Here is a 23612-nt window from a genome sequence, read left to right on the forward strand (position 1 = left end):
CTTCACCCCCGGTAATTTGTATCGAGCATGCTACGCAGCTTTTTCGCAAAGCCCTCATCTAACACAGCTACAACGACTCGCTCATCTCTCCCAATCGCATGCCCTAATTGTTGTCGATTTTCGACCTTTCTCATTGGTACGTTGTAGTACGTCGTTTTATCTGTGATACGCTTTGTAGTATTTACTGACGCATCTTCAGATAGCAACACAAGTTTTGCTTTGCCACTTCGTACTTCCTTTAAAACGAGTTCTTCACCCGAAATAATTTTTCGAGCCCGGTTTGCTAGTCCTAAAAACGATTTCCAATCGGACACTTATTTCGACTCCTTCTCAACAAGCTCAAGAAGCTCTTCATAAAGAGAACTGTCGATTTTCGCTTTTAGATGATGTTCCAAAACATTTTTCTTTTGAGCTTGAAGAATGCTCTCTTTATCTTTTGATAAATAAGCACCTCGTCCTGATTTCTTTCCAGTTAAATCAATAGACACTTCTCCCTCTTTGGAACGAACAATGCGAACGAGCTCTCGTTTTGATTTCATTTCTTGCGTTGCAACACATTTTCGTAACGGAACTTTTCGATTGCTCATACTCATCACCTCTACTCGATTTCGTCTTCAACTGAATCGAATCCGAATGCGACTACGCTATCTTCTTCTGTTACAATTCCAAGTTGTTTCGCATCAGACTCACTCTTAATATCAATTTTCCAACCTGTTAATTTAGCTGCAAGACGTGCATTTTGTCCACGTTTACCGATAGCTAATGACAGTTGGTGGTCTGGAACAACAACAGTTGTTGCTTTCTCTTCTTCATCTACAAGTACTTTCACAACTTGTGATGGGCTTAAAGCATTGGCAACATATTCTACTGGATCATTTGACCAGCGAACGATGTCAATCTTTTCACCTTTTAGTTCGTCTACAATTCGTTGTACACGTTGTCCTTTCGGTCCTACACAAGAACCTACTGGATCAACATCAATGTTCTCTGCATGTACTGAGATTTTAGAACGATCTCCTGCTTCACGTGCTACAGAACGAATTTCAACCGTTCCATCATAAATTTCAGGAACTTCCATTTCGAATAAACGTTTTAAAAGACCAGGATGTGTACGTGATACGTAAATTTGTGGTCCTTTTGTTGTTTTTTCTACTTTTGTAATGAATACGCGAATACGATCATGTGGTTTGTACTGTTCGTTCGGCATTTGCTCACTTACAGGTAATAAAGCTTCTACTTTCCCTAAGCTTACATAGATGAAACGAGCATCTTGACGTTGTACGATACCAACCATGATATCTTCTTCACGATCACTAAACTCAGAGTAAATAACACCACGCTCTGCTTCACGCACTCGTTGTGTTACAACTTGTTTTGCAGTTTGTGCTGCAATACGACCGAAATCTTTTGGTGTTACTTCAATTTCTAGTACGTCACCATCTTGATAGTTTGGATTAATTTGTCTTGCTTCTTCAACAGAAATTTCAAGACGTGGATCAAACACATTATCAACAACGTCTTTACGTGCTAAAACTTGGATTGTTCCCACTTGTGGGTTAAAGCTCACACGAACGTTTTGTGCTTGGTTAAAATTGCGTTTATAAGCAGAGATTAACGCTGCTTCAATCGCATCAATAATAATATCTTTGCTAATTCCTTTTTCTGACTCTAATACGAGCAAGGCATCTAACAACTCAGTGCTCATGAAGATCCCCCTTCTAACTAAAACGTAACAGCAAGTCGCGCATTTGCAACTTTGTCCATTGGAATTTGGATTTCTTTTTTACGTGTTTTAATTGTTAATAATAGTGTAATTGTAGTACCATCGTAGGAAAGCATTTTTCCTTCAAACATCTTTTCACCATCAATCGGCTCATATGTTTTAATTGCCACTTGTTTTCCTACCGCTTGCTGGAAGTCTTTCTCTTTCTTTAATGGACGTTCTGCTCCAGGAGATGACACATCCAAAAAGTAAAGATGAGGAATTGGATCCTCTTTATCTAAAGCTTCGCTTAAACGTTCACTCACCGCACCGCATTCTTCAATGTCGACTCCCTTTTCAGAATCGATGAATACGCGTAAGAACCAGTCTTGTCCTTCTTTCACATACTCTACATCTACAAGTTCAAGATTTAACTCTTCAACGATTGGCTGCGCAAATGCTTCTACAACTTCTGTGACTTTCTTATCCATAAACAGCCTCCTTCCTGCCGCCATGTACCATTCACAAGAAAAGACCCCGTCCATAGAACGGTCTATCTTATTCTTTCTCGTTAGCTAACAAAAGCCCCTGCCGTTAAGCAGGGAATATCTGTCTTAGTATTACCAAATTTAAGAAGTAAAACTTGTAACAAAATATGTATATACGACAGAAATTTCTTACCTCTCCACATCAATAAAATGTAGATAGTAACACGAAAGAGTGGGTTTCCCCACTCTTCTTTTCACACAATATACATGACATGGTTATCTCGGTTAATAGTATACCATACCAAATGTTGATTTGCAAAGACTTTTCCTACCTATCAGAACAGCGATAACTGGTTTTGATCCGGCAAATCACCTAAACAACCTTGACTATCTAAATACTCAATAATTGTTTTCGAAACCTTACTACGCTGCTGCAAGTCTTCTTTTGATAAGAATTCTCCATTTTTACGTGCTTCCACAATACTTAAAGCTGCGTTTGTACCAAGACCAGGCACCGCATTAAATGGAGGGATTAATGAGTCTCCATCAATAATAAAGTCTGTTGCATGTGAGCGATATAAATCGACCTTTTGGAATGAGTATCCACGCTCACACATTTCAAGTGTCATTTCTAGTACCGTTAATAAACTCTTCTCTTTCGGTGCTGCATCTAAACCTTTTTGCGCAATTTCATCGATTCTTGCACGTATAGATGCTGAACCTTTTGCCATCGCTTCTACGTCAAAGTCATCTGCACGAACCGTAAAGTATGCCGCATAGAATAAAAGCGCGAAATGTACTTTAAAGTATGCGATACGCACAGCCATAAGTACGTAAGCAGCCGCATGGGCTTTCGGGAACATGTACTTAATCTTCTTACATGAATCGATATACCAACCTGGTACATTATTACTTTTCATGTCCTCTTCCCATTCTTCTGGTACACCTTTACCTTTACGTACTGACTCCATGATTTTGAAGGCTAATGATGGGTCTAAACCTTGATAGATTAAATATACCATGATGTCATCACGACAACCGATAACTTCACTCAGCGTACATGTACCGTTATAAATTAACTCGTTCGCATTACCAAGCCATACGTCCGTACCATGTGATAATCCAGAAATTTGGACTAACTCTGAGAACGTCGTCGGTTTCGTCTCTTCTAACATCTGTCTTACGAATTTCGTACCAAACTCTGGTATACCAAGTGTACCTGTCTTACAGTTAATTTGTTCTTCCGTTACGCCTAACGATTCTGGCCCTGAGAAAATTTTCATTACTTCTGGATCATCCGTTGGGATTGTTTTTGGATCAATACCACTTAAATCTTGTAACATACGAATAACTGTAGGATCATCGTGTCCTAATATATCAAGCTTCAATAAATTATCATGAATAGAGTGGAAGTCAAAGTGTGTCGTTCTCCACTCAGCACCTATTGAATCTGCTGGATACTGTATTGGTGAGAAATCAAAAATGTCCATATAATCTGGCACAACGATAATACCACCTGGATGCTGTCCTGTTGTACGTTTTACACCGGTACATCCTGCTACTAAGCGGTCAATTTCTGCATTTCGAATCGTTAAGTTATGATCATTTGCATAACCCTTTACATATCCATAAGCAGTTTTTTCCGCAACTGTACCAATCGTTCCTGCACGATATACATAATCTTCACCGAACAGTACTTTCGTATAGTTATGGGCACGTGGTTGATATTCCCCAGAGAAGTTCAAATCGATATCGGGTACCTTATCTCCTTTAAATCCAAGGAACGTTTCGAACGGAATATCATGTCCATCTTTTACATATGGAATATTACAAGTTGGACATTCTTTATCCGGTAAGTCAAAACCAGAACCTACAGAACCATCATTAAAGAATTCTGATTGCTTACACTTCGGACATACATAGTGTGGTGGTAATGGATTTACTTCTGTAATTTCCATCATCGTTGCAACGAATGATGAACCTACCGATCCACGCGAACCTACTAGATATCCGTCTACTAATGATTTTTTCACAAGCTTATGTGAAATTAAATAAATTACGGCGAATCCATGCCCGATGATACTTTTTAATTCTTTTTCTAAACGCGCTTCTACAATTTCAGGTAACTCTTCACCATAAATACTACGCGCCATTTTATAACTCATATCACGCGTTTCATCATCTGCACCTTCAATTTTCGGTGTGTATAGATCATCTTTTACTGGATGAACATCGCCAATTAATGATGCAATCTTTTGTGTATTTGTTACGACAATTTCTCTCGCTACGTCTTCACCTAAAAATGAGAAACACTCTAACATTTCATCGGTTGTACGGAAATGTACAGGTGGTAATGAATGTCGGTTTAACGGATTGGCTCCGCCCTGCGAACTAACTAAAATTTTACGATACATTGCATCTTCTGGATTTAAGTAATGCACGTTTCCGGTAGCGACAACTGGTTTATCTAACGTCTCACCTAGTTTTACTAAGTTTGAAATAATTGTTTTTAATTGCCCCTCATCCCGAACAAGTTCACGCTCTACTAAATGACGTAACACTTCTGGTGGCATTACTTCAATGTAATCGTAGAACTGCGCAATTTCTTCTACCTCTTCAGGAGCTTTTTGCATCATTGCCTCAAACACTTCACCTTTATCACAAGCCGTTCCTACTAAAATACCTTCACGATATTTTTTTAATAGTGATCTTGGTACTCGCGGTACACGGTAAAAGTAATTTAGATGAGAATATGAAACAAGTTTATATAAATTTTTCAATCCAACATCCGATGTAGCAAGTAATGTCATATGACTTGGACGCCCGCGCTTATATGCATCCCCTTGTCCCATACTATCGTTTAATTGATCGTGATATTCAAAACCTTTTTCAATCACATCTTTTAACATTTTTACAAGTAAATATCCCGTTGCTTCTGTATCATAAATCGCACGGTGATGCTGAGTTAATTCGATATCCATCTTTTTACACAACGTATTTAAACGGTGGTTTTTCATTTCTGGGAATAAAAATCGTGCAAGTTCTAACGTATCTATTACTGGATTTTTCGTTTTTTCTAAACCAGCTTTTTTAAATCCTACGTTAATAAAGCCCATATCAAAACTTGCGTTATGAGCAACAAGTGTATGGTCACCCATCCATTCCTCAAACTTTTTAAACACTTCGTCTACTTCTGGTGCGTCGGTTAACATATCATCTGTAATGCCTGTTAACTCAATGATTGTTGCCGATAACGGTTGATGCGGATTTGCAAAAGATTCAAAGCGGTCAATAATTTCGCCACCTTTTACTTTTACAGCAGCTAACTCAATAACTGTATCATACACAGCTGATAAACCTGTCGTCTCAACGTCGAAAACAACATACGTTTCCTCTGCAAGTAAACGATGCGCTTCGTTATACGCTATTGGTACACCGTCATTCACTAAATTCGCTTCTACACCGTATATAACTTTAATTCCGGCTTTTTTCCCAGCTGAATATGCTTCTGGGAATGACTGTGCAACAGCATGGTCTGTAATGGCAATCGCCTCATGTCCCCATTTACCAGCTTGAGCAACAAGCTTAGAAACTGGAGTAACAGCGTCCATTTGACTCATCGGAGTATGGAGATGAAGCTCTACTCGTTTTTCACCTTCTGGCGCTTTATCTTTACGAGACGGTCCTGTTATTTCATTAATATCATTTGCAATCATTACTAAATCTCGAACGAATGTATCATTTTGAACAGAGCCACGCGCTTTTACCCACATTCCTTTTTTCAAGGACTGCAGCATTGGAATATCTTCTTTGTCACGAGAGAACATTTTGATCATAATAGAATCCGTATAATCCGTTATTTTTAAAGTTAATAACGTACGGCCACTACGAAGTTCTTTCGTTTCTACATGGAAGACATATCCTTGAACTGTTTTTCTTCTTTCTTCATCTTGAATTTCTCGCATCGGTGTAATCTCTTCATCCGGCTTAATAAGATACCCAAGTGTAATCGGTCCTTCGTGCACAACGCTGCTTTCTTCAGCTTGTTTCTTCGCCATTTCTTCCATAGCTTGTATAACACGTTCGCGATCTTCTTGCTGCGTTTGCTCACGAAACTTTTGCATTTCTTCTGTATTTTGCTTTATATGTGTGTCTAACTGGAAACGGGGGAATCCAAAAGCTTCGTATTGATCCCCTACTGGTTTCGCAACGTTTTTCTTTAAAGCAGTAGATTCCAGCTCATTATTCACATTTATAAGTAACTTCACTCCATTGACCTGCGGAAGCTGCTTCTTTAAATAAGCAAACATAGGTGAAAATGTAATTCGTTCCGTACAAAGTGGCCAATACGCCCTCACTTCTTCTTCAGTAAATTGTTTATTCTCTGTTTCTAATGCAAATGTTGTTCTTGCAATATGAGAAAATGATTGCTTAAGCTTTGTTTCTAGCAATTCATATAATTCTGTAGGCAAAATACGTGGCACTTGTAAATTAAAATGCCAACTTTTATTCGCTTTATCGATAACGAGCCTTTCAATACCACCGCCTTGTAAATATTGATTTATAAGGTCGTCTGGTATTTGCAACTGCTGGAGCAAAATTTGAAATCGCTCTTTTTGTTCATTTGTTAAAGACATAAGCACTCTCCTTCCATTTGCTATTATAAATTGAAACGTACTACAAAGAAAGATTTCTCCCTTCTTCTTTTACAAAATACGTTTACAAAGAAAGAGAAGGTACCTCATTACGAGGTACCTCTTCCTATTTTAAAATATTAGCAATATATGTTTGAAGTTCTTCTACTTTTACTTCTTCAGACTCACCTGTAGCACGTACTTTCACTTCTACAATACCTTCGTCTGCTTTTTTACCAACTGTCACGCGAACTGGAAGGCCGAATAAATCAGCATCAGCAAATTTAACACCTGCACGTTCTGCACGATCATCTAGTAGTACTTCATATCCTTGCTCTTGTAATGAGTTATAGATGTTTTCACCCATTTCACGTTGTGCATCAGATTTCATATTTACTGGAATTACATGCACATGGAACGGTGCAACAGCTTTTGGCCAAACTAAACCGTTCTCATCATTAAACTGCTCTGCAATTGCTGCCACTGTACGAGACACACCAATGCCGTAACAACCCATAATAAGTGGTTGTGTTTTTCCGTTTTCATCTAGGAATGTTGCGTTCATTGCTTCACTATAACGAGTTCCTAATTTAAATACATGACCAACTTCAATTCCGCGTGCGAAAAGAATTGTTCCGTTTCCGTCTGGAGATTGGTCTCCTTCTTGAATGAATCGTAAATCCGTATATTGACTTACTTTAAAGTCACGTTCTGGATTTACATTTACATAATGGAACCCTTCTTCGTTCGCTCCTGAACATCCGTTGACAATTGATGCTACAGCGTGATCAGCAATAATTTCGATATCACCTGTTACACCAATTGGACCTAATGAACCAACTTCACAATTTAATAATTCTTTTACTTCTTCATGAGAGGCAAGCTCAACAACGGAAGCACCGTATACATTTTTCACTTTTACATCATTTACTTCATGATCACCACGAACAAGTACAACTACTAATTTCTCATCTACTTTAAATACCATAGACTTAATGCACTTTTCAGCTTCGATGTTTAAGAATGCAGATACTTCTTCAATTGCTTTTTGGTCTGGTGTTGCTACTTTTTCAAGCGCTTTTTCTGCTTCGTCACTCTTCGTATACGTAGCTACAACAGGAGCCATTTCGATGTTCGCTGCATAATCAGATGTATCAGAGTATGCAATTGTATCTTCACCAACATCAGATAATACCATAAATTCATGTGTATCTTTTCCACCCATTGCCCCAGAATCAGCAATAACCGCACGGAAATTCAAACCACAACGAGCAAAAATGTTAGAGTATGCTTTGTATAAGCGATCGTATACTTCATCTAAGCTCTCTTGTGTAGCATGGAAAGAGTATGCATCTTTCATTAGAAACTCTCTTCCACGTAATAAACCGAAACGAGGTCTTTGTTCATCACGGAATTTTGTTTGAATTTGATATAATGTTAACGGTAATTTTTTATATGATTTCACTTCATCACGTACAAGATCCGTAATTACTTCTTCATGTGTCGCTCCTAATGCAAATTCACGAGCGTTACGATCTTTCATACGCATTAATTCAGATCCGTAAGAATACCAACGACCTGACTCTTGCCATAATTCTGCAGCTTGCATCGCTGGCATTAATAATTCTACAGCACCTGCGCGCTCCATTTCTTCTCGAACGATACGTTCTACTTTGTGTAGTACTTTTAAACCAAATGGTAGAAAACTATAAATACCAGAAGCATTTTGACGCATAAAACCTGCACGAAGTAATAACTGATGACTCTTAATCTCCGCATCAGCTGGAACTTCACGTAATGTAGGACTGAATACCATACTTTGTTTCATTTATTCGCACCTCTTCATTTTACTCTTACACGCAGGAAAACCCCTCACCTCGAGTTAGGTGAGGGATTTTATTCTACGAGCTCTATTTCATTATAAGTTTCACTTTATTTTACAAGAAAAACTTACGAATGTCATTCCAAGTTACAACTAACATAAGTAACATTAATAATGCAAAACCAATAAAGTGAACCATTCCTTCTTTTTGGCGATCAATTGGTTTCCCGCGCAATGCCTCAATTAAGAAGAAGAACAAACGTCCACCGTCTAAAGCGGGAACTGGTAGTAAATTAAATAAACCAAGGTTAATACTTAAAACTGCTGCTAAACTTAATACACGCGTAAATCCATAATCTACTACTTGATCTGTTAGATTATAAATTCCTACTGGACCTGACAACTCATTAATAGAGAATTGGCCCGTTACTAATTTCACAAGAGACTCAAAAATTAGTTTCGTCCATTGGTATGTTTGTTCAAAACCTGATTTAATAGACCCCATCACTGTTTTCTCTACAGGAGAGTAGACACCGATTCTACCAACTTCTTCTTTACCTTCTTTATCAAGCGTTGGCGTTACTTTCACATTAAACTGTTCACTATCACGCTTTACTTGTAACGTAAGTTCTTTATTCGGGTTTTCACGTACAATGGTAACAACATCTTTCCATGTACTTGTGTTTTTCCCATCAATAGCTTGAATTGTATCATTTTCTTTTAACCCAGCTTGCTCTGCTGCGCTATTCTCCATCACTTTTCCGACCATTGGTTTGTCAACAGGAACACCTTGTACAAATCCAAGAATCACAAAAATAACAAATGCTAAAATGAAGTTCATTGCAGGACCCGCAAAGATCGTTAAAGCACGTTGACCTAATTTCTTAGAGCCAAACTGTCTATTATACGGAGCAATTTGAATTTCTTCACCGGCAGTAATAATACGAGCCTTCTCATTCACTCGGAATGTTTGAAGCTCTTCCTCGTACTCTTCATAACCCGAAATTGTTAAATTATGCTCTAAATCAGATTGTTCGACTTCAATAACGCGAACATTGGGATACTTTTCATATCCATCAAAAACTAATTTTGCAACTTCGTCTTTTTCGTTTAATACAAGGCCAACTTTTTTCCCAGGCTTTAACTCAACTGTATCTGCATCCTCGCCAGCCATTCTTACATAGCCGCCAAGGGGCAGTAATCGAATCGTATACACCGTTTCATTCTTTTCAAATGAGAATATTTTCGGACCAAAACCAATCGCAAACTCACGGCATAAAATACCTGCTCGTTTTGCGAAATATAGATGCCCTAGCTCATGGAAAAATACGAGTGCACCGAAAATTAATATAAAGGCAATCGCTGTATTCAATTCCATACCACCTTTGCTAAATTTGTTCCATCACAAACCGTCTTGTGGCTGCATCAATTTCCAGAATTTCCTCTAAGCTTGGACGTGCAATGACATTGTGATGGTTCATTGCTTTTTCAATGAGGTCTTCCACTGTTAAGAAACCAATTCTCTTTTGTAAAAAAGCTTCAACAGCTACTTCATTCGCTGCATTCATTACAGCTGGCATACTTCCACCTGCTTTTCCAGCTTCATACGCAAAACGTAGGCAACGGAAACGTTCTTGGTTCATCTTCTCAAAATGCAACGTTCCTATTTCCCATAAGTTTAACTGCTTTGTGTCTGAAAGAGGTAATCGATCAGGATATGTAAGTGCGTATTGAATTGGCACTCGCATATCAGGTGAGCCAAGCTGTGCCATCACACTACGATCTTCAAATTCAACCATAGAATGAATAATACTTTCTTTATGTAAAACAACATCGATTTGCTCATAAGGGATACCAAAAAGCCAATGTGCTTCAATTACTTCTAGCCCCTTATTCATCATTGTAGCAGAATCAATTGTAATTTTCGAACCCATTGACCAGTTTGGATGTCGAAGCGCATCTTCTACGGTCACATGATGCAATTCATCTCTCGTTTTATCACGGAAACTTCCACCAGAAGCCGTTATAATTAGTCGAGAAATTCTTTTTTCATTTTCACCATTCAAGCATTGAAAAATAGCTGAATGTTCGCTGTCTACTGGAAGTAACGAAACATTATGTTTTCGCGCTGCTTCCATTACAAGATGCCCTGCAGTTACTAACGTTTCTTTGTTTGCAATTCCAATTGTTTTTTTCGCCTCAATTGCACGAAGTGTTGGTAACAACCCTACGCTACCTACAACAGCATTTACTACTATCTCTGCATCTGGATGTAATGCTACTTCTAAAAGTCCTTCACTACCATATACAATTTTTGTATTACCAGAGACAGCTTGTAATTTTAAAACATCTTCCTCTCTTTGCACAGAGACAATTTGCGGAGAAAATTCTTGAATGACCTTTACTGCATAGTCAATATTTTTCCCTACAGAAAAAGCAACGAGACGGAATTGGTCTGGGTGCGAGCGTAATACATCTAAAGTTTGTGTACCAATTGATCCGCTTGCACCTAATAAACTAATGTTTTTCATGACTCCAACCCCTCGTTCATTTATTAATTGTATTGTAATAAGAAGTAGAGAATTGGTAAAACGAATAACCAACTATCTGTTCGATCTAATATACCACCATGTCCAGGTAAAATTGTACCTGAATCCTTTACGCCATAATGACGTTTAAATGCAGATTGTACTAAATCACCAATTTGTCCAAAAATAGAAATGATAATTGTCAACACAATTAAAATCCCTACATTAGCCTGAACTGGGAAGAACATATTGTAAACAAGTGCCACAACAATTCCACAAACGATGCCGCCTAATGAACCTTCAATCGTTTTATTTGGACTAATTTCTGGCCATAATTTTCTTTTTCCTAATGCTTTTCCTACGAAATATGCACCTGAATCAGTAGCCCATATAACAAATAATGCGCAAAACACATATTTAATTCCTAATATCCTCGTTTCATTCAAATATAAGAATCCCATTGCAACATATGTTGTTGCCATTAGTAAAAATGAAGCATTATCAAAAGTAAATGTATTCTTAGAAAGGACTGTATATGATAAAAGTAATAAAACAATCACAAATGTGATTTCTAATTTACCTAATCCAATCCAAGTAAACAGTTCTGATGCACTACTTGGAATTAAAATAATCCATAATAATATTGCAGCTAAAACTGTTGGTACTGAAATAAGCGTAAGCTTATTCATACGAATTAATTCATATAAACCTATAGAAGCAAGTGCATACACTAAAACCGTAAAAGGCACGCCACCGTAAATTACGATGGGAATGAATAGCGCGGCAGCAACCACTCCAGTAATAATTCTCTGTTTCACTACCAAACCCTCTCTTTCTACACGCCTCCGAATCTGCGCCCTCTATGTTGAAAGTCTGTAATCGCATTTAGCAAATGTTCCTCGGTAAAATCTGGCCAATACACATCTGTAAACCAAAATTCCGAATATGCAATTTGCCATAACATGAAATTACTAATACGTAGCTCTCCGCTCGTACGGATTAACAATTCTGGGTCAGGTAAAGAACTCGTCATTAAGTAGGAAGAAAGCATTTCTTCGCTTACATCTTCAACACGAACTTTTCCTTCCTCACGATCTTTCATCATATGTTGCACAGCAGAAACGATTTCATCTCGACTTCCATAGTTTAACGCGAAATTCAGAATTAATCCCGTATTCTCTTTCGTCTCTTCCATGGCCTTCTCCATCGCTCTGCGTGTATGCGTAGGAAGACGATCTTGTTGCCCTATTACACGGACTTGTACGTTCTCTTCAATCAATTCTGGTAAAAATGTACCTAAAAATTCTTCTGGAAGCTTCATTAAATAATCAACTTCCTTTTTTGGTCTTTTCCAGTTCTCAGTTGAAAAAGCATAAAGAGTTAATACTTTCACATTAAGTTTGCTTGCAAATTTTGTGATTTTCTTTACAACTTGCATGCCTTCATGATGTCCCGCAATACGAGGCATCGCTCTCCTCTTTGCCCACCTTCCATTACCATCCATAATGATGGCAATATGTTCTGGGATGTATCCTTTTTTCACTTCTTCAACGAGATGATCAAACGATGTGTCCTTTTTACCTTTAAAAAAAGGAAAGTTTTTAAACATCATTCATACCCTCCAACAAGCAGACGTATGCCTAAAAGTGTAAAAAGACCCCCTTAAGAAGAGGGTCATATTTGCGAAAGTATCGCTATTACACTTCCATGATTTCTTTTTCTTTGTTTTTTGCGATTTCGTCAACTTTTGCAATATATTTATCTGTTTCTTTTTGGATATCTTCAGTATATCCTCTTAAATCGTCTTCTGTAATCTCGCCAGCTTTTTCAAGCTTCTTAAGATCATCGTTACCGTCACGACGTACGTTACGAACAGCAACTTTTGCTTCTTCAGCATATTTTTTCACAACTTTTACAAGATCACGACGACGCTCTTCTGTTAATGCAGGGAATGCAATACGAATTACAGTTCCATCATTAGAAGGGTTTAAGCCTAAATCTGCTTTTAAAATTGCTTTTTCGATATCACCGATAGAAGTTTTATCATACGGTTGAATTACAAGTAAACGTGCTTCTGGAACTGTAATGTTCGCTAATTGCACAACTGGTGTTGGTGCACCATAGTAATCAACTTGTACTTTATCTAATACAGACGCGTTTGCACGACCAGCGCGAACTGTTGCTAATTCGCGTGAATAAGCAGCAACCGCTTTTTCCATTTTTTCATTTGCAGACTTCAATACTTGTTGTCCCATATTTATTTCCCCCTTACAACTGTTCCGATATTTTCGCCTAACACGGCACGTTTAATATTCCCTTTTTCCATAACTGAGAATACAATTAATGGAATATCATTATCCATACATAGAGAAGAAGCTGTAGAATCCATTACACCTAAACCTTCTTTTAATACATCTAAGTAAGTAAGTGTTTCGTATTTCGTAGCTGTTGGGTCAATAGATGGATCTGCATTATATACGCCATCCACATTGTTTTTCGCCATTAAAATTACGTCAGCTTCAATTTCCGCTGCACGTAACGCTGCCGTTGTATCTGTAGAGAAGTATGGGTTACCAGTACCTGCTGCAAAGATAACAACACGTTTTTTCTCTAAGTGACGAACTGCTTTACGACGAATGTAAGGCTCTGCCACTTGACGCATTTCAATTGAAGTTTGTACGCGAGTTTGAATTCCGATGTTCTCCAAGCTATCTTGAAGAGCTAATGAATTCATAACTGTCGCTAACATGCCCATGTAATCCGCTCCTGCACGATCCATGCCCATCTCACTTCCAATTTTTCCACGCCAAATGTTACCGCCGCCAACAACAACAGCAACCTCTACATCTAGTTCTGCAATTTCTTTCACTTGTTCCGCAACTGACTTAATAACAGCTGGGTTGATTCCAAATCCTTGCTCGCCAGCTAAAGCTTCTCCACTCAGCTTTAAAACGACACGATTATATTTCGGTTTACTCATAATGAACCTCCAATTGCTTACATCTTTATTTTAAAAAAGGGAACACAATGTGTTCCCTAATCTGTATTAGTTACTACCTTTTACTTGGTTCATTACTTCTTCAGCAAAGTTGTCTTCGCGTTTTTCGATACCTTCACCAACAGCATAGCGAACGAATCCTTTTAATGTTGCGCCTTTAGACTCAACGAATTGACGAACTTTCATATCAGGGTTTTTAACGAATGCTTGGTCAAGTAAGCAAATCTCTTCGAAGAATTTGCCTAGACGGCCTTCAACCATTTTAGCAACGATTTTTTCAGGCTTGCCTTCGTTTAATGCTTGTTGTGTTAATACTTGACGCTCATGCTCAACTTCTTCAGCTGTTACAGCATCACGATCGATGTATTTTGGGTTAACTGCAGCGATGTGCATTGCTACGTCTTTAGCAGCCGCTTCATCAGTAGAACCTTCAAGAACTGTTAGAACACCAATGCGTCCACCCATGTGTAGGTAAGCACCGAATGCATCTGCATCAGTTTTTGATACGATTTCGAAACGACGAAGTGTAAGCTTTTCACCAATTTTAGCGATTGCTTCGTTGATGTGCTCTTCAACTTTTTTACCGTTTTCCATTGTTTGAGCCATAGCTTCTTCAACGTTAGCAGGCTTCTTAGCTAATAAGTGAGCAGCTAATTCTTTAATTAATGTTTGGAAACCTTCGTTTTTCGCAACGAAATCAGTTTCAGAGTTTAATTCTAAGATTAAACCGTCGTTACCGTTTGTTTCGATGAAAGTTAAACCTTCAGCAGCGATGCGGTCTGCTTTTTTAGCAGCTTTCGCGATACCTTTTTCACGTAAGAAGTCAATTGCCTTCTCCATGTCGCCGTTTGTTTCTGTTAAAGCTTTTTTGCAGTCCATCATACCTGCGCCAGTTTTTTCACGTAATTCTTTTACCATTTGTGCAGTGATTGCCATACTTTTCATCCTCCTAAAATATGTATTTATACCTTTTATAAAGGTGTTTATACCTTAAAAAAGGTGATAAAAGGCCGAACCCCTTATCACCTTTCCAACTTTGTTACGCAGTAACAGTTTCTTCACCTTGTTTTGCTTCAAGGATCGCGTCTGCCATTTTAGATGTAAGAAGTTTTACAGCACGAATTGCATCATCGTTCGCTGGGATAACGTGATCGATTTCGTCTGGATCACAGTTTGTATCAACGATACCGATGATTGGAATGTGTAATTTGCGTGCTTCAGCAACTGCAATACGCTCTTTACGAGGGTCTACTACGAATAATGCACTTGGAAGACCTTTCATATCTTTAATACCGCCTAAGAATTTCTCAAGACGCTCTAACTCTTTTTTAAGTTGAACAACTTCTTTCTTAGGTAGTACTTCGAAAGTACCATCTTCTTGCATTCTTTCGATGTCTTTAAGACGCTTGATACGCTTTTGGATTGTTTGGAAGTTAGTTAAAGTTCCACCTAACCAACGTTGGTTAACGAAGTACATACCAGCACGAGTTGCTTCTTCTTTAATAGCTTCTTGTGCTTGTTTTTTAGTACCTACGAATAAGATGTCTCCGCCTTCAGCAGCGATGTCACGCATAACTTTGAAAGCTTCCTCAACTTTTTTCACAGTTTTTTGTAAGTCGATGATGTAGATACCGTTACGCTCTGTGAAAATGTAACGCTTCATTTTTGGATTCCAACGACGAGTTTGATGTCCAAAATGAACACCAGCTTCAAGCAATTGCTTCATAGAAATTACTGACATAATATAGTTCCTCCTAAATGGTTTTTGATATCCTCCGTTTACTTCATCTCTAAGCGAAACTACAAACGTAGCACCAACACTTAAATCAGTAAACGTGTGTACTTTGTACTGACACCACTGCTTACTATATCATACTGAAATATTACAATCAAGTCGAAAATGCGAACAATGTAAAACTTTCTTTGTTCATACTTAAATTCTAGTATTACCAACCTGCATTTCTTTTAAGCAAAAATTGAAATGCAATTCATGGCTTTTCAAAAAAATGCGATTATGACGCTATGTACGAACAACATCAATCTGTTATACAAAAAAACTCTCCTCAAAAAATGAGAAGAGTTTTATAAATTAGTTTGTTTTTAATTTAGCAAGTTCATGTAAGAATTTGTCGTTTAATACTTTAATGTATGTTCCTTTCATACCTAAAGAACGCGACTCAATTACACCAGCACTTTCTAATTTACGAAGTGCATTTACGATTACCGAACGAGTGATTCCTACGCGGTCAGCAATTTTACTTGCAACAAGTAAACCTTCTGTTCCGTTTAATTCTTCGAAGATGTGCTCGATTGCTTCTAACTCACTGTAAGATAATGAGCTGATCGCCATTTGAACAACAGCTTTGCTACGTGCTTCTTCTTCAATTTCTTCTGCTTTTTCACGTAAAATTTCCATACCTACAACAGTTGAGCTGTACTCAGCAAGAATTAAATCATCATCTAAGAACTCTTGACCAAGACGAGCTAAAACTAATGTACCTAGACGCTCACCGCCACCAACGATCGGTACGATTGTAGTTAAGCCTTGACCAAATAATTCTTTATTTTCTACTGGGAATGCTGTGTAAGCACTGTTTACATCTAAGTTTGAAGATGTTTCTGTAATGTTGAATAAGCTTTGTGTATACTCTTCTGGGAATTGACGCTCTGCAAGCATTTGTTTCATACGCTCATTCTCGATTTGTTGGTGAATTGCATAACCTAGTAATTTACCACGACGGCTTACTACGAATACGTTCGCTTCGATTACTTCACACATTGTGTCAGACATTTCTCTAAAGTTTACAGGCTTTCCTGCTGCGCTCTGTAATAACGCATTTAATTTTCTTGTTTTTGCTAATAATTCCATTTCAAAAGTTCCTCCTACATGTTACTCACATATTTTTTCATCACTTGGAAACTAGGGCGAGTCACCTGATGACACTATTACAAAATAAACTGGCTCACATCTTTATTTTTAGCAATCGTTGCTAATTTTTCCTCAACGTATTGAGGCGTTATCGTTATTTTCTCTAACGTAATTTCAGATGCTTCAAACGATAAATCTTCAAGGAGCTTCTCCATAATCGTATGAAGTCTTCTTGCTCCAATATTATCTGTATCCTGATTAACTTGATAAGCAATCTCAGCAATCTTACGAATAGCTTCGTCTGAAAATTCAATTTCTATACCTTCAGTCGCTAATAAAGCAATATATTGTTTAATTAACGCATTGTCAGGCTCGATTAATATTTTAACAAAATCATCCGTCGATAATTTTGTTAATTCTACTCGAATCGGAAATCTCCCTTGTAATTCCGGAATCAAATCTGACGGTTTAGACATATGAAACGCTCCAGCTGCAACGAATAAAATATAATCCGTTTTTACTGATCCGTATTTTGTCGCAACATTTGATCCTTCTACAATTGGTAAAATGTCACGTTGCACACCTTCACGTGATACATCTACACTATTCGACTGCTTACCAGCAATTTTGTCAATTTCATCGATAAAAATAATCCCGAGCTGTTCAGCACGATAAACAGCCTCTTGTGTAACTTCATCCATATCAATTAAGCGCTGTGCTTCCTCATTTGTCAAGACTTTTCTTGCTTCTTTTACAGAAAGTTTACGTTTTTTTGTTTTTTTCGGCATAAAACTTCCTAATGCATCTTGAAAATTCATCCCCATTTGTTCCATGCCAGTTCCTTGCAGCATATCGAACATGGAAGACTGTTGTTCAGTCACTTCAATCGATACAATTTCATCTTCAAGAAGTCCTGCAGCAAGCTTTCTTTCCACATCTTGACGTTTCTTTTCGATTTCAACATCTTCCTGTGAATCTGTTGTTTGATTCGAATTTTGAGCGCCACCAAATAGCATTTCTAATGGGTTTTTAAATCCAGATTGCTTCTCCGGACTCGGCACTAAAATTTCAACAAGACGTTGGTTCGCTTGTTCTTCTGCTTTGTCTTGTACTTTTACTACCATTTCTTCTTTCACAATGCGAACTGACGTTTCCACAAGGTCACGTACCATCGATTCTACATCTCTACCTACATATCCAACTTCTGTAAATTTCGTAGCTTCAACCTTAATAAAAGGTGCTCCAACGAGTTTCGCCATTCGTCGTGCTACCTCTGTTTTACCAACACCTGTCGGTCCAATCATTAAAATATTTTTAGGTGCAATTTCATCACGTAGATTTTCAGCTAATTTACTTCGGCGGTATCGATTTCTTAAAGCTACAGCAACCGCTTTCTTCGCATCCTTTTGACCGATAATGTATTGATCTAATTTTTCCACAATTTGACGCGGAGTAAAATGTAAATGCATATAAAATGCCTCCCTTACGATTCTACAATTCTTCCACAATTATATTGTGGTTTGTATACACACAAATATCGCCTGCAATGTCTAAACTCGCTTTCGCAATTTGCTTCGCTGTTAAATGTTCACTTGCATATTGTTTTAAAGCACGACCTGCTGAAAGCGCATAATTTCCGCCAGATCCAATTGCTAAAATACCATCATCCGGTTCAATCACTTCTCCCGTACCTGAAACAAGGAGCATCGTTGTTTTATCCATGACAATGAGCATCGCTTCTAGCTGACGTAACATTTTGTCACCGCGCCATTGCTTCGCCATCTCAACAGCAGCACGCTGCAAGTTTCCATTATACTCTTCTAATTTCCCTTCAAACATTTCAAAAAGAGTAAATGCATCAGCAACTGAACCTGCAAAACCAGCTAAAACTTTCCCTTGAAAAAGTTTACGAACCTTACGAGCTGTATGTTTCATTACAACAGCATTTCCCATTGTCACCTGGCCATCTCCAGCCATTGCACATTCTCCATTATGATGAACTGCAAATATCGTTGTAGCGTGGAAATTTCCCATAGAAAAAACTCCTTTATATGTTTTTATAGCTTTAAAAGCAATTTATGCCCGTGGGTGATGCTTCATGTAGACAGAACGCAATCTTTCTTTAGAGACATGCGTATAAATTTGTGTCGTAGACAAATTTTCATGACCGAGTAGCTCCTGTACAGTACGTAAATCTGCCCCTTCATCTAACATATGTGTAGCAAATGTATGCCTTAACATATGAGGACTTATTCGCATTGTCAGTGAAGCTTTCTTAATGAGTTCATTTAATACATAGCGTACCCCTCGACTTGTCAGCGGCGTGCCTTTCGCATTTAAAAATACCATATGAGATTGTTCTTCAGTTTTCTTGGCTAACTGTTTTCTCCCGTTCTCTATATAAGTAATTAAAGCATCTTGTGCATAGCTCCCGAACGGAATATACCTTTGTTTTTTTCCTTTTCCCATTACTAAAATTGTTCCCACCGCAAAGTCAATATCGGTAAGTTGTAAATTGACACATTCACTCACACGGATCCCGGTCGCATACATCAACTCTAATAAAGCTTGATTCCTTTGACCTAACGGGGTTTCCGTATCAGAAACTTCAAATAATTCCTCTAATTCTTCAGCATATAAAAACTTTGGGATTGACAATTCTTTTTTGGGGAGTGACGCAAGTGCAAACGGATTATCCTTCCGATAACCTTCACGCATCAAAAAACGATATAAACTTCGTAAGCTTGATACTTTTCTTGCGACAGATTTACGGGCTAACTTTTCATCGTGCAACGTCGTTAAGTACAAACGAACATCCGCGTATGTAATATCTAAAAAAGAGGATATGCCTTCTCGCTCCATAAATTGCACAAAATGTTCTAAATCATTTTGATAACTTGCAATTGTATATTTTGAATAATTTCTTTCAATTTGTAAATATCCAACGAATAATTGTAACAATTTCTTCACATTCACACAATTCACCTCAATAAAGGCTACTAAATCGTATCACAACTTAGTAGCCTTTGCAAGAAATTTAACTAAATATTTACAAAATTTCGAATCGTTTCTAAAGCGCGTGTTGCATATGCTTCATTACGTTCTGCTTTCTTTTTAATTTTCTTCTCTAACGGTGCAAACAGGCCGAAGTTTGCATTCATCGGTTGGAAGTTTTTTGCATTTGTCGCAGTAATATAATTCGCCATACTTCCCATCGCAGTTACTGGTGGTAATACAACCGGCTCTTCACCTTTTACAAGTCGAGCAGCGTTGATACCTGCTAGCAATCCTGAAGCCGCTGATTCAACATATCCCTCCACTCCAGTCATTTGACCAGCGAAGAATAAATCATCACGTTGTTTATATTGGTATGTTGGACGAAGCAAGTTAGGTGAATTAATAAATGTATTACGATGCATTACACCATAACGTACAATCTCTGCGTTTTCCAGTCCTGGAATCAACTGTAACACTTCTTTTTGCGGTCCCCATTTTAAATGCGTTTGGAAACCTACGATATTGTATAACGTTCCCGCTGCATCATCTTGGCGTAACTGAACAACAGCATATGGCGTTTTCCCTGTTTTCGGATCTTCTAATCCAACAGGTTTCATCGGTCCAAATACTAGTGTTTGTCTTCCTCTACTTGCCATAACTTCTACCGGCATACAACCTTCAAAGAAAATTTCTTTTTCAAATTCTTTTAAAGGTACTGTTTCAGCAGCGATTAAAGCCTCGTAAAAACGGTCAAATTCCTCTTCTGTCATTGGACAGTTTAAATATGCCGCTTCACCTTTATCGTAACGAGATTTTAAATACACTTTATTCATATCAATGCTGTCTTTCTCAACAATCGGTGCTGCTGCATCATAGAAATAAAAGTAGTCTTCACCCGTTAATTCTTTTAATTGCGCAGAAAGATCAGGCGACGTAAGTGGACCTGTCGCGATAACAGTAGGACCTTCTGGAATTTCAGTGATTTCTTCATTCACCACAGTTACGTTCGGATGATTTTTCACATATTCCGTTACTTTTGCCGCAAATTCATGACGATCTACCGCTAAAGCCCCTCCTGCTGGTACAGAACACTCATCAGCTGCACGAATAATAACAGAATCCATTAAACGCATTTCTTCTTTAATAACACCAACAGCATTTGTTAATGTGTTTGCGCGAAGCGAGTTACTACATACTAATTCTGCAAATTTATCTGTGTGATGAGCTGGCGTTTGCCTTACCGGTCTCATTTCGTATAATCTTACTTGGACACCACGTTTTGCAATTTGGTAAGCTGCTTCACTTCCTGCAAGACCTGCGCCAATGACGTTTACTACTTGTGTTGTCATATATTTATCACCTTTCCTTTTCTTCCCGAAAAAAATGTGAGCAGTTACGCTCACATTTGTTGTTCTTCTTCATAATCACACGAAATACATTGTACTTGTACGCCCTTTTTCAACTTCTTCTCTACTAGCATACCTTCACACTTCGGACATTTACGGCCAATCGGCTTATCCCAAGATACAAAGTCACACTCTGGATACGTACCGCACCCATAGAAAAGACGTTTCTTTTTATTACTACGACGTTCAATAATTTGACCTTTATCACATTTCGGACAAGTAACACCGATTTCTTTCACAATCGGTTTTGTATTACGACAATCTGGGAAATTCGAGCAAGCCATAAATTTCCCGTATTTACCCATTTTAAAGACCATTGGGTGATTACATAATTCACAATCTTCCCCAGCTGGTTCATCTTTAATTTCCACTTCACGCATTTCTTTTTCCGCTTTTTCTAAACGCGGTTCAAATCCTACGTAGAAATCATCAACAATTTTTACCCAATTCGCATTTCCTTCTTCTACTTCATCGAGGCTTTGCTCCATGTTAGCAGTAAATTCAATGTTAATAATTTCCGGGAAAAACTCTAAAATAAGTTCAATTACTATTTCACCTAGTTCAGTTGGAACGAAGCGTTTATTATCCAAACCTACATATCCACGTTTTTGAATCGTTTCAAGTGTCGGTACGTAAGTCGACGGTCTTCCAATTCCAAGCTCTTCAAGTGTTCTTACTAAACGAGCCTCTGTATAGCGCGGCGGAGGTTGTGTAAAGTGTTGCTTCGGTTCTAAATCCTTCGAAAATACGGTTTCCCCTACTTCTAAAGGTGGCAACATCTTATCCTTTTCTTCAGCCCCATCATCTTTCGACTCTACATACACTTTCATAAATCCTGGGAACTTTACAACCGATCCACTTGAACGGAACTGAACATTATTATTAATGAGTCTCGCTGTCACAGTATCCATTATAGCAGACGCCATTTGACTTGCAACAAATCGCTCCCAAATCAATTTATACAATCGAAGTTGGTCACGACTTAAGAAACTCTTTAGTTCCTCTGGCTTTCTCATTACCGAAGTAGGACGAATTGCCTCATGCGCATCTTGTGCGTTCGACTTCTTCGTTTCTTTCTTCTTTTCTGTTCCTATGTATTCCGTACCAAACGCCTCAGTAATGTACGTACGTGCCTCTGTTTGAGCTGTTTCTGAGATACGTGTTGAATCAGTTCTCATATACGTAATAAGACCTACAGTTCCTTGTTTTCCAAGATCAATTCCTTCATACAATTGCTGCGCAAGCATCATCGTTTTCTTTGCTCGCATGTTTAACTTACGCGCCGCCTCTTGTTGCAAGGAAGATGTTGTAAATGGTAATGCTGGATTACGTTTTCGCTCTTTTCGCGTTACATTTTCAACTGAGAACGCATTATCTTTCAGCCGTTCAATTATTTCATTCACTTGTGTTTCATTCGTTAATTGAACTTTTTCACCATCTACACCGTAAAAGCTTGCTTCAAATGTGTCTTTCCCTTTCACAAATTCTGTCTTAATTGTCCAGAATTCTTCAGGCTCGAAACTTTGTATTTCTCTTTCACGTTCGATAATTAAACGAACTGCTACAGATTGTACGCGTCCTGCACTTAATCCTTTTTTTACTTTCTTCCATAATAAAGGACTAATATTGTAACCAACAAGACGATCTAGTATACGTCTTGCTTGTTGTGCATCTACTAAATTCATGTTAATCGCGCGAGGATGTTTGAATGATTCTTTTATTGCATCTTTTGTAATCTCATTAAACACAACTCGGCAATCTGATTCAACGTCCACATTTAACGTATTGGCTAAATGCCAAGCAATAGCTTCCCCTTCGCGGTCTGGATCGGCCGCGAGATAGACTTTCTTTGCTTTTTTTGCTGCTGATTTTAAGTCTTTTAAGACGGGACCTTTACCACGAATGGTAATATACTTCGGGGTGAAGTTGTTCTTTACTTCTATCCCCATTTGGCTTTTAGGTAAATCGCGAACGTGTCCCATAGACGCGACAACTTTGTATTTTTTCCCTAAATATTTCTCAATGGTCTTCGCCTTAGAAGGCGACTCCACGATTACGAGGTAATCTGACATGCTAGTGCCTCCTTAAGAGGTGGATTCAAGTCTTCATTAATCTTATTGATTTCTCTTGTTTTTGTCAATCAAGAATGAATATACCATACAGTGCCT

Annotated in this window: 20 protein-coding genes; all 20 read right to left on the minus strand. The window is 38.1% G+C overall.

Annotation, left to right across the window (positions count from 1 at the left end; all coding sequences use genetic code 11):
* Positions 1 to 2: 2 nt before the first annotated feature.
* Entirely contained in the window at positions 3 to 314 is a 312-nt protein-coding gene (locus tag MR070_RS00410; RefSeq protein ID WP_001286523.1) for a YlxQ family RNA-binding protein, read from the minus strand.
* A complete protein-coding gene (gene rnpM, locus MR070_RS00415) occupies positions 315 to 587 on the minus strand; it encodes an RNase P modulator RnpM (protein WP_000071128.1) in 273 nt (90 codons plus the stop codon). It lies immediately after the preceding gene.
* 11 nt (positions 588 to 598) lie between these two features.
* Positions 599 to 1705, minus strand: a complete 1107-nt coding sequence (gene nusA / locus MR070_RS00420) for a transcription termination factor NusA (RefSeq protein WP_000102609.1) — start codon at positions 1703 to 1705, stop codon at positions 599 to 601.
* A gap of 17 nt (positions 1706 to 1722) precedes the next feature.
* On the minus strand, positions 1723 to 2193 hold the full coding sequence (gene rimP, locus MR070_RS00425) for a ribosome maturation factor RimP (RefSeq protein WP_000359097.1): 471 nt from the start codon (positions 2191 to 2193) through the stop codon (positions 1723 to 1725).
* A gap of 332 nt (positions 2194 to 2525) precedes the next feature.
* The gene (locus tag MR070_RS00430) at positions 2526 to 6827 is read right to left on the minus strand and encodes a PolC-type DNA polymerase III (protein WP_044791582.1); all 4302 of its coding nucleotides are present in this window, start codon (positions 6825 to 6827) and stop codon (positions 2526 to 2528) included.
* A gap of 124 nt (positions 6828 to 6951) precedes the next feature.
* Positions 6952 to 8652 carry a proline--tRNA ligase gene (locus MR070_RS00435; protein ID WP_000814305.1) on the minus strand — a complete coding sequence of 567 codons (1701 nt, stop codon included), beginning with the start codon at positions 8650 to 8652 and terminating at the stop codon, positions 6952 to 6954.
* 109 nt (positions 8653 to 8761) lie between these two features.
* Positions 8762 to 10018: an RIP metalloprotease RseP gene (gene rseP / locus MR070_RS00440; protein ID WP_001090239.1), complete on the minus strand. Its 1257-nt coding sequence runs from the start codon at positions 10016 to 10018 to the stop codon at positions 8762 to 8764.
* A 16-nt stretch (positions 10019 to 10034) separates the two neighbouring features.
* Entirely contained in the window at positions 10035 to 11177 is a 1143-nt protein-coding gene (gene dxr, locus MR070_RS00445; RefSeq protein WP_000790359.1) for a 1-deoxy-D-xylulose-5-phosphate reductoisomerase, read from the minus strand.
* A gap of 23 nt (positions 11178 to 11200) precedes the next feature.
* Positions 11201 to 11992: a phosphatidate cytidylyltransferase gene (gene cdsA, locus MR070_RS00450; RefSeq protein WP_242260372.1), complete on the minus strand. Its 792-nt coding sequence runs from the start codon at positions 11990 to 11992 to the stop codon at positions 11201 to 11203.
* A gap of 17 nt (positions 11993 to 12009) precedes the next feature.
* A complete protein-coding gene (gene uppS, locus MR070_RS00455) occupies positions 12010 to 12786 on the minus strand; it encodes an isoprenyl transferase (protein WP_000971300.1) in 777 nt (258 codons plus the stop codon).
* Between the two features lie 85 nt (positions 12787 to 12871).
* Complete coding sequence (gene frr / locus MR070_RS00460) at positions 12872 to 13429, minus strand: ribosome recycling factor (protein ID WP_000531500.1); 558 nt, start codon at positions 13427 to 13429, stop codon at positions 12872 to 12874.
* A 2-nt stretch (positions 13430 to 13431) separates the two neighbouring features.
* On the minus strand, positions 13432 to 14154 hold the full coding sequence (gene pyrH / locus MR070_RS00465; protein WP_000042663.1) for a UMP kinase: 723 nt from the start codon (positions 14152 to 14154) through the stop codon (positions 13432 to 13434).
* Between the two features lie 66 nt (positions 14155 to 14220).
* Positions 14221 to 15108, minus strand: a complete 888-nt coding sequence (gene tsf / locus MR070_RS00470) for a translation elongation factor Ts (RefSeq protein WP_001018580.1) — start codon at positions 15106 to 15108, stop codon at positions 14221 to 14223.
* A 103-nt stretch (positions 15109 to 15211) separates the two neighbouring features.
* The gene (gene rpsB / locus MR070_RS00475; RefSeq protein WP_000111483.1) at positions 15212 to 15913 is read right to left on the minus strand and encodes a 30S ribosomal protein S2; all 702 of its coding nucleotides are present in this window, start codon (positions 15911 to 15913) and stop codon (positions 15212 to 15214) included.
* A gap of 348 nt (positions 15914 to 16261) precedes the next feature.
* Complete coding sequence (gene codY / locus MR070_RS00480) at positions 16262 to 17041, minus strand: GTP-sensing pleiotropic transcriptional regulator CodY (RefSeq protein ID WP_000421288.1); 780 nt, start codon at positions 17039 to 17041, stop codon at positions 16262 to 16264.
* Between the two features lie 77 nt (positions 17042 to 17118).
* Positions 17119 to 18510, minus strand: coding sequence for an ATP-dependent protease ATPase subunit HslU (gene hslU, locus MR070_RS00485; RefSeq protein WP_000550081.1), 1392 nt, complete (start codon positions 18508 to 18510; stop codon positions 17119 to 17121).
* 22 nt (positions 18511 to 18532) lie between these two features.
* Entirely contained in the window at positions 18533 to 19075 is a 543-nt protein-coding gene (gene hslV / locus MR070_RS00490) for an ATP-dependent protease proteolytic subunit HslV (protein ID WP_000526271.1), read from the minus strand.
* A gap of 42 nt (positions 19076 to 19117) precedes the next feature.
* The gene (gene xerC, locus MR070_RS00495) at positions 19118 to 20017 is read right to left on the minus strand and encodes a tyrosine recombinase XerC (RefSeq protein ID WP_001101228.1); all 900 of its coding nucleotides are present in this window, start codon (positions 20015 to 20017) and stop codon (positions 19118 to 19120) included.
* A 65-nt stretch (positions 20018 to 20082) separates the two neighbouring features.
* Entirely contained in the window at positions 20083 to 21387 is a 1305-nt protein-coding gene (gene trmFO / locus MR070_RS00500; protein ID WP_002028254.1) for an FADH(2)-oxidizing methylenetetrahydrofolate--tRNA-(uracil(54)-C(5))-methyltransferase TrmFO, read from the minus strand.
* Positions 21388 to 21437: 50 nt separating this feature from the next.
* A complete protein-coding gene (topA, locus tag MR070_RS00505; protein WP_001286973.1) occupies positions 21438 to 23516 on the minus strand; it encodes a type I DNA topoisomerase in 2079 nt (692 codons plus the stop codon).
* Positions 23517 to 23612: the final 96 nt, after the last annotated feature.

The sequence above is a fragment of the Bacillus cereus group sp. BfR-BA-01453 genome, assembly GCF_022662915.1.
Lineage (GTDB): Bacteria > Bacillota > Bacilli > Bacillales > Bacillaceae_G > Bacillus_A > Bacillus_A paranthracis.

Coding starts and splice junctions, on each gene's coding strand:
- pyrH (WP_000042663.1), bottom strand. CDS start 14,154: ATGAGTAAACCGAAATATAATCGTGTCGTTTTAAAGCTGAGTGGAGAA.
- hslU (WP_000550081.1), bottom strand. CDS start 18,510: ATGCATTTACATTTTACTCCGCGTCAAATTGTGGAAAAATTAGATCAA.
- hslV (WP_000526271.1), bottom strand. CDS start 19,075: ATGGGAAATTTCCACGCTACAACGATATTTGCAGTTCATCATAATGGA.
- rnpM (WP_000071128.1), bottom strand. CDS start 587: ATGAGCAATCGAAAAGTTCCGTTACGAAAATGTGTTGCAACGCAAGAA.
- uppS (WP_000971300.1), bottom strand. CDS start 12,786: ATGATGTTTAAAAACTTTCCTTTTTTTAAAGGTAAAAAGGACACATCG.
- rpsB (WP_000111483.1), bottom strand. CDS start 15,913: ATGTCAGTAATTTCTATGAAGCAATTGCTTGAAGCTGGTGTTCATTTT.
- frr (WP_000531500.1), bottom strand. CDS start 13,429: ATGGGACAACAAGTATTGAAGTCTGCAAATGAAAAAATGGAAAAAGCG.
- codY (WP_000421288.1), bottom strand. CDS start 17,041: ATGGAATTATTAGCAAAAACAAGAAAATTAAATGCGTTATTACAGAGC.
- MR070_RS00430 (WP_044791582.1), bottom strand. CDS start 6,827: ATGTCTTTAACAAATGAACAAAAAGAGCGATTTCAAATTTTGCTCCAG.
- topA (WP_001286973.1), bottom strand. CDS start 23,516: ATGTCAGATTACCTCGTAATCGTGGAGTCGCCTTCTAAGGCGAAGACC.
- rimP (WP_000359097.1), bottom strand. CDS start 2,193: ATGGATAAGAAAGTCACAGAAGTTGTAGAAGCATTTGCGCAGCCAATC.
- nusA (WP_000102609.1), bottom strand. CDS start 1,705: ATGAGCACTGAGTTGTTAGATGCCTTGCTCGTATTAGAGTCAGAAAAA.
- trmFO (WP_002028254.1), bottom strand. CDS start 21,387: ATGACAACACAAGTAGTAAACGTCATTGGCGCAGGTCTTGCAGGAAGT.
- dxr (WP_000790359.1), bottom strand. CDS start 11,177: ATGAAAAACATTAGTTTATTAGGTGCAAGCGGATCAATTGGTACACAA.
- MR070_RS00435 (WP_000814305.1), bottom strand. CDS start 8,652: ATGAAACAAAGTATGGTATTCAGTCCTACATTACGTGAAGTTCCAGCT.
- tsf (WP_001018580.1), bottom strand. CDS start 15,108: ATGGCAATCACTGCACAAATGGTAAAAGAATTACGTGAAAAAACTGGC.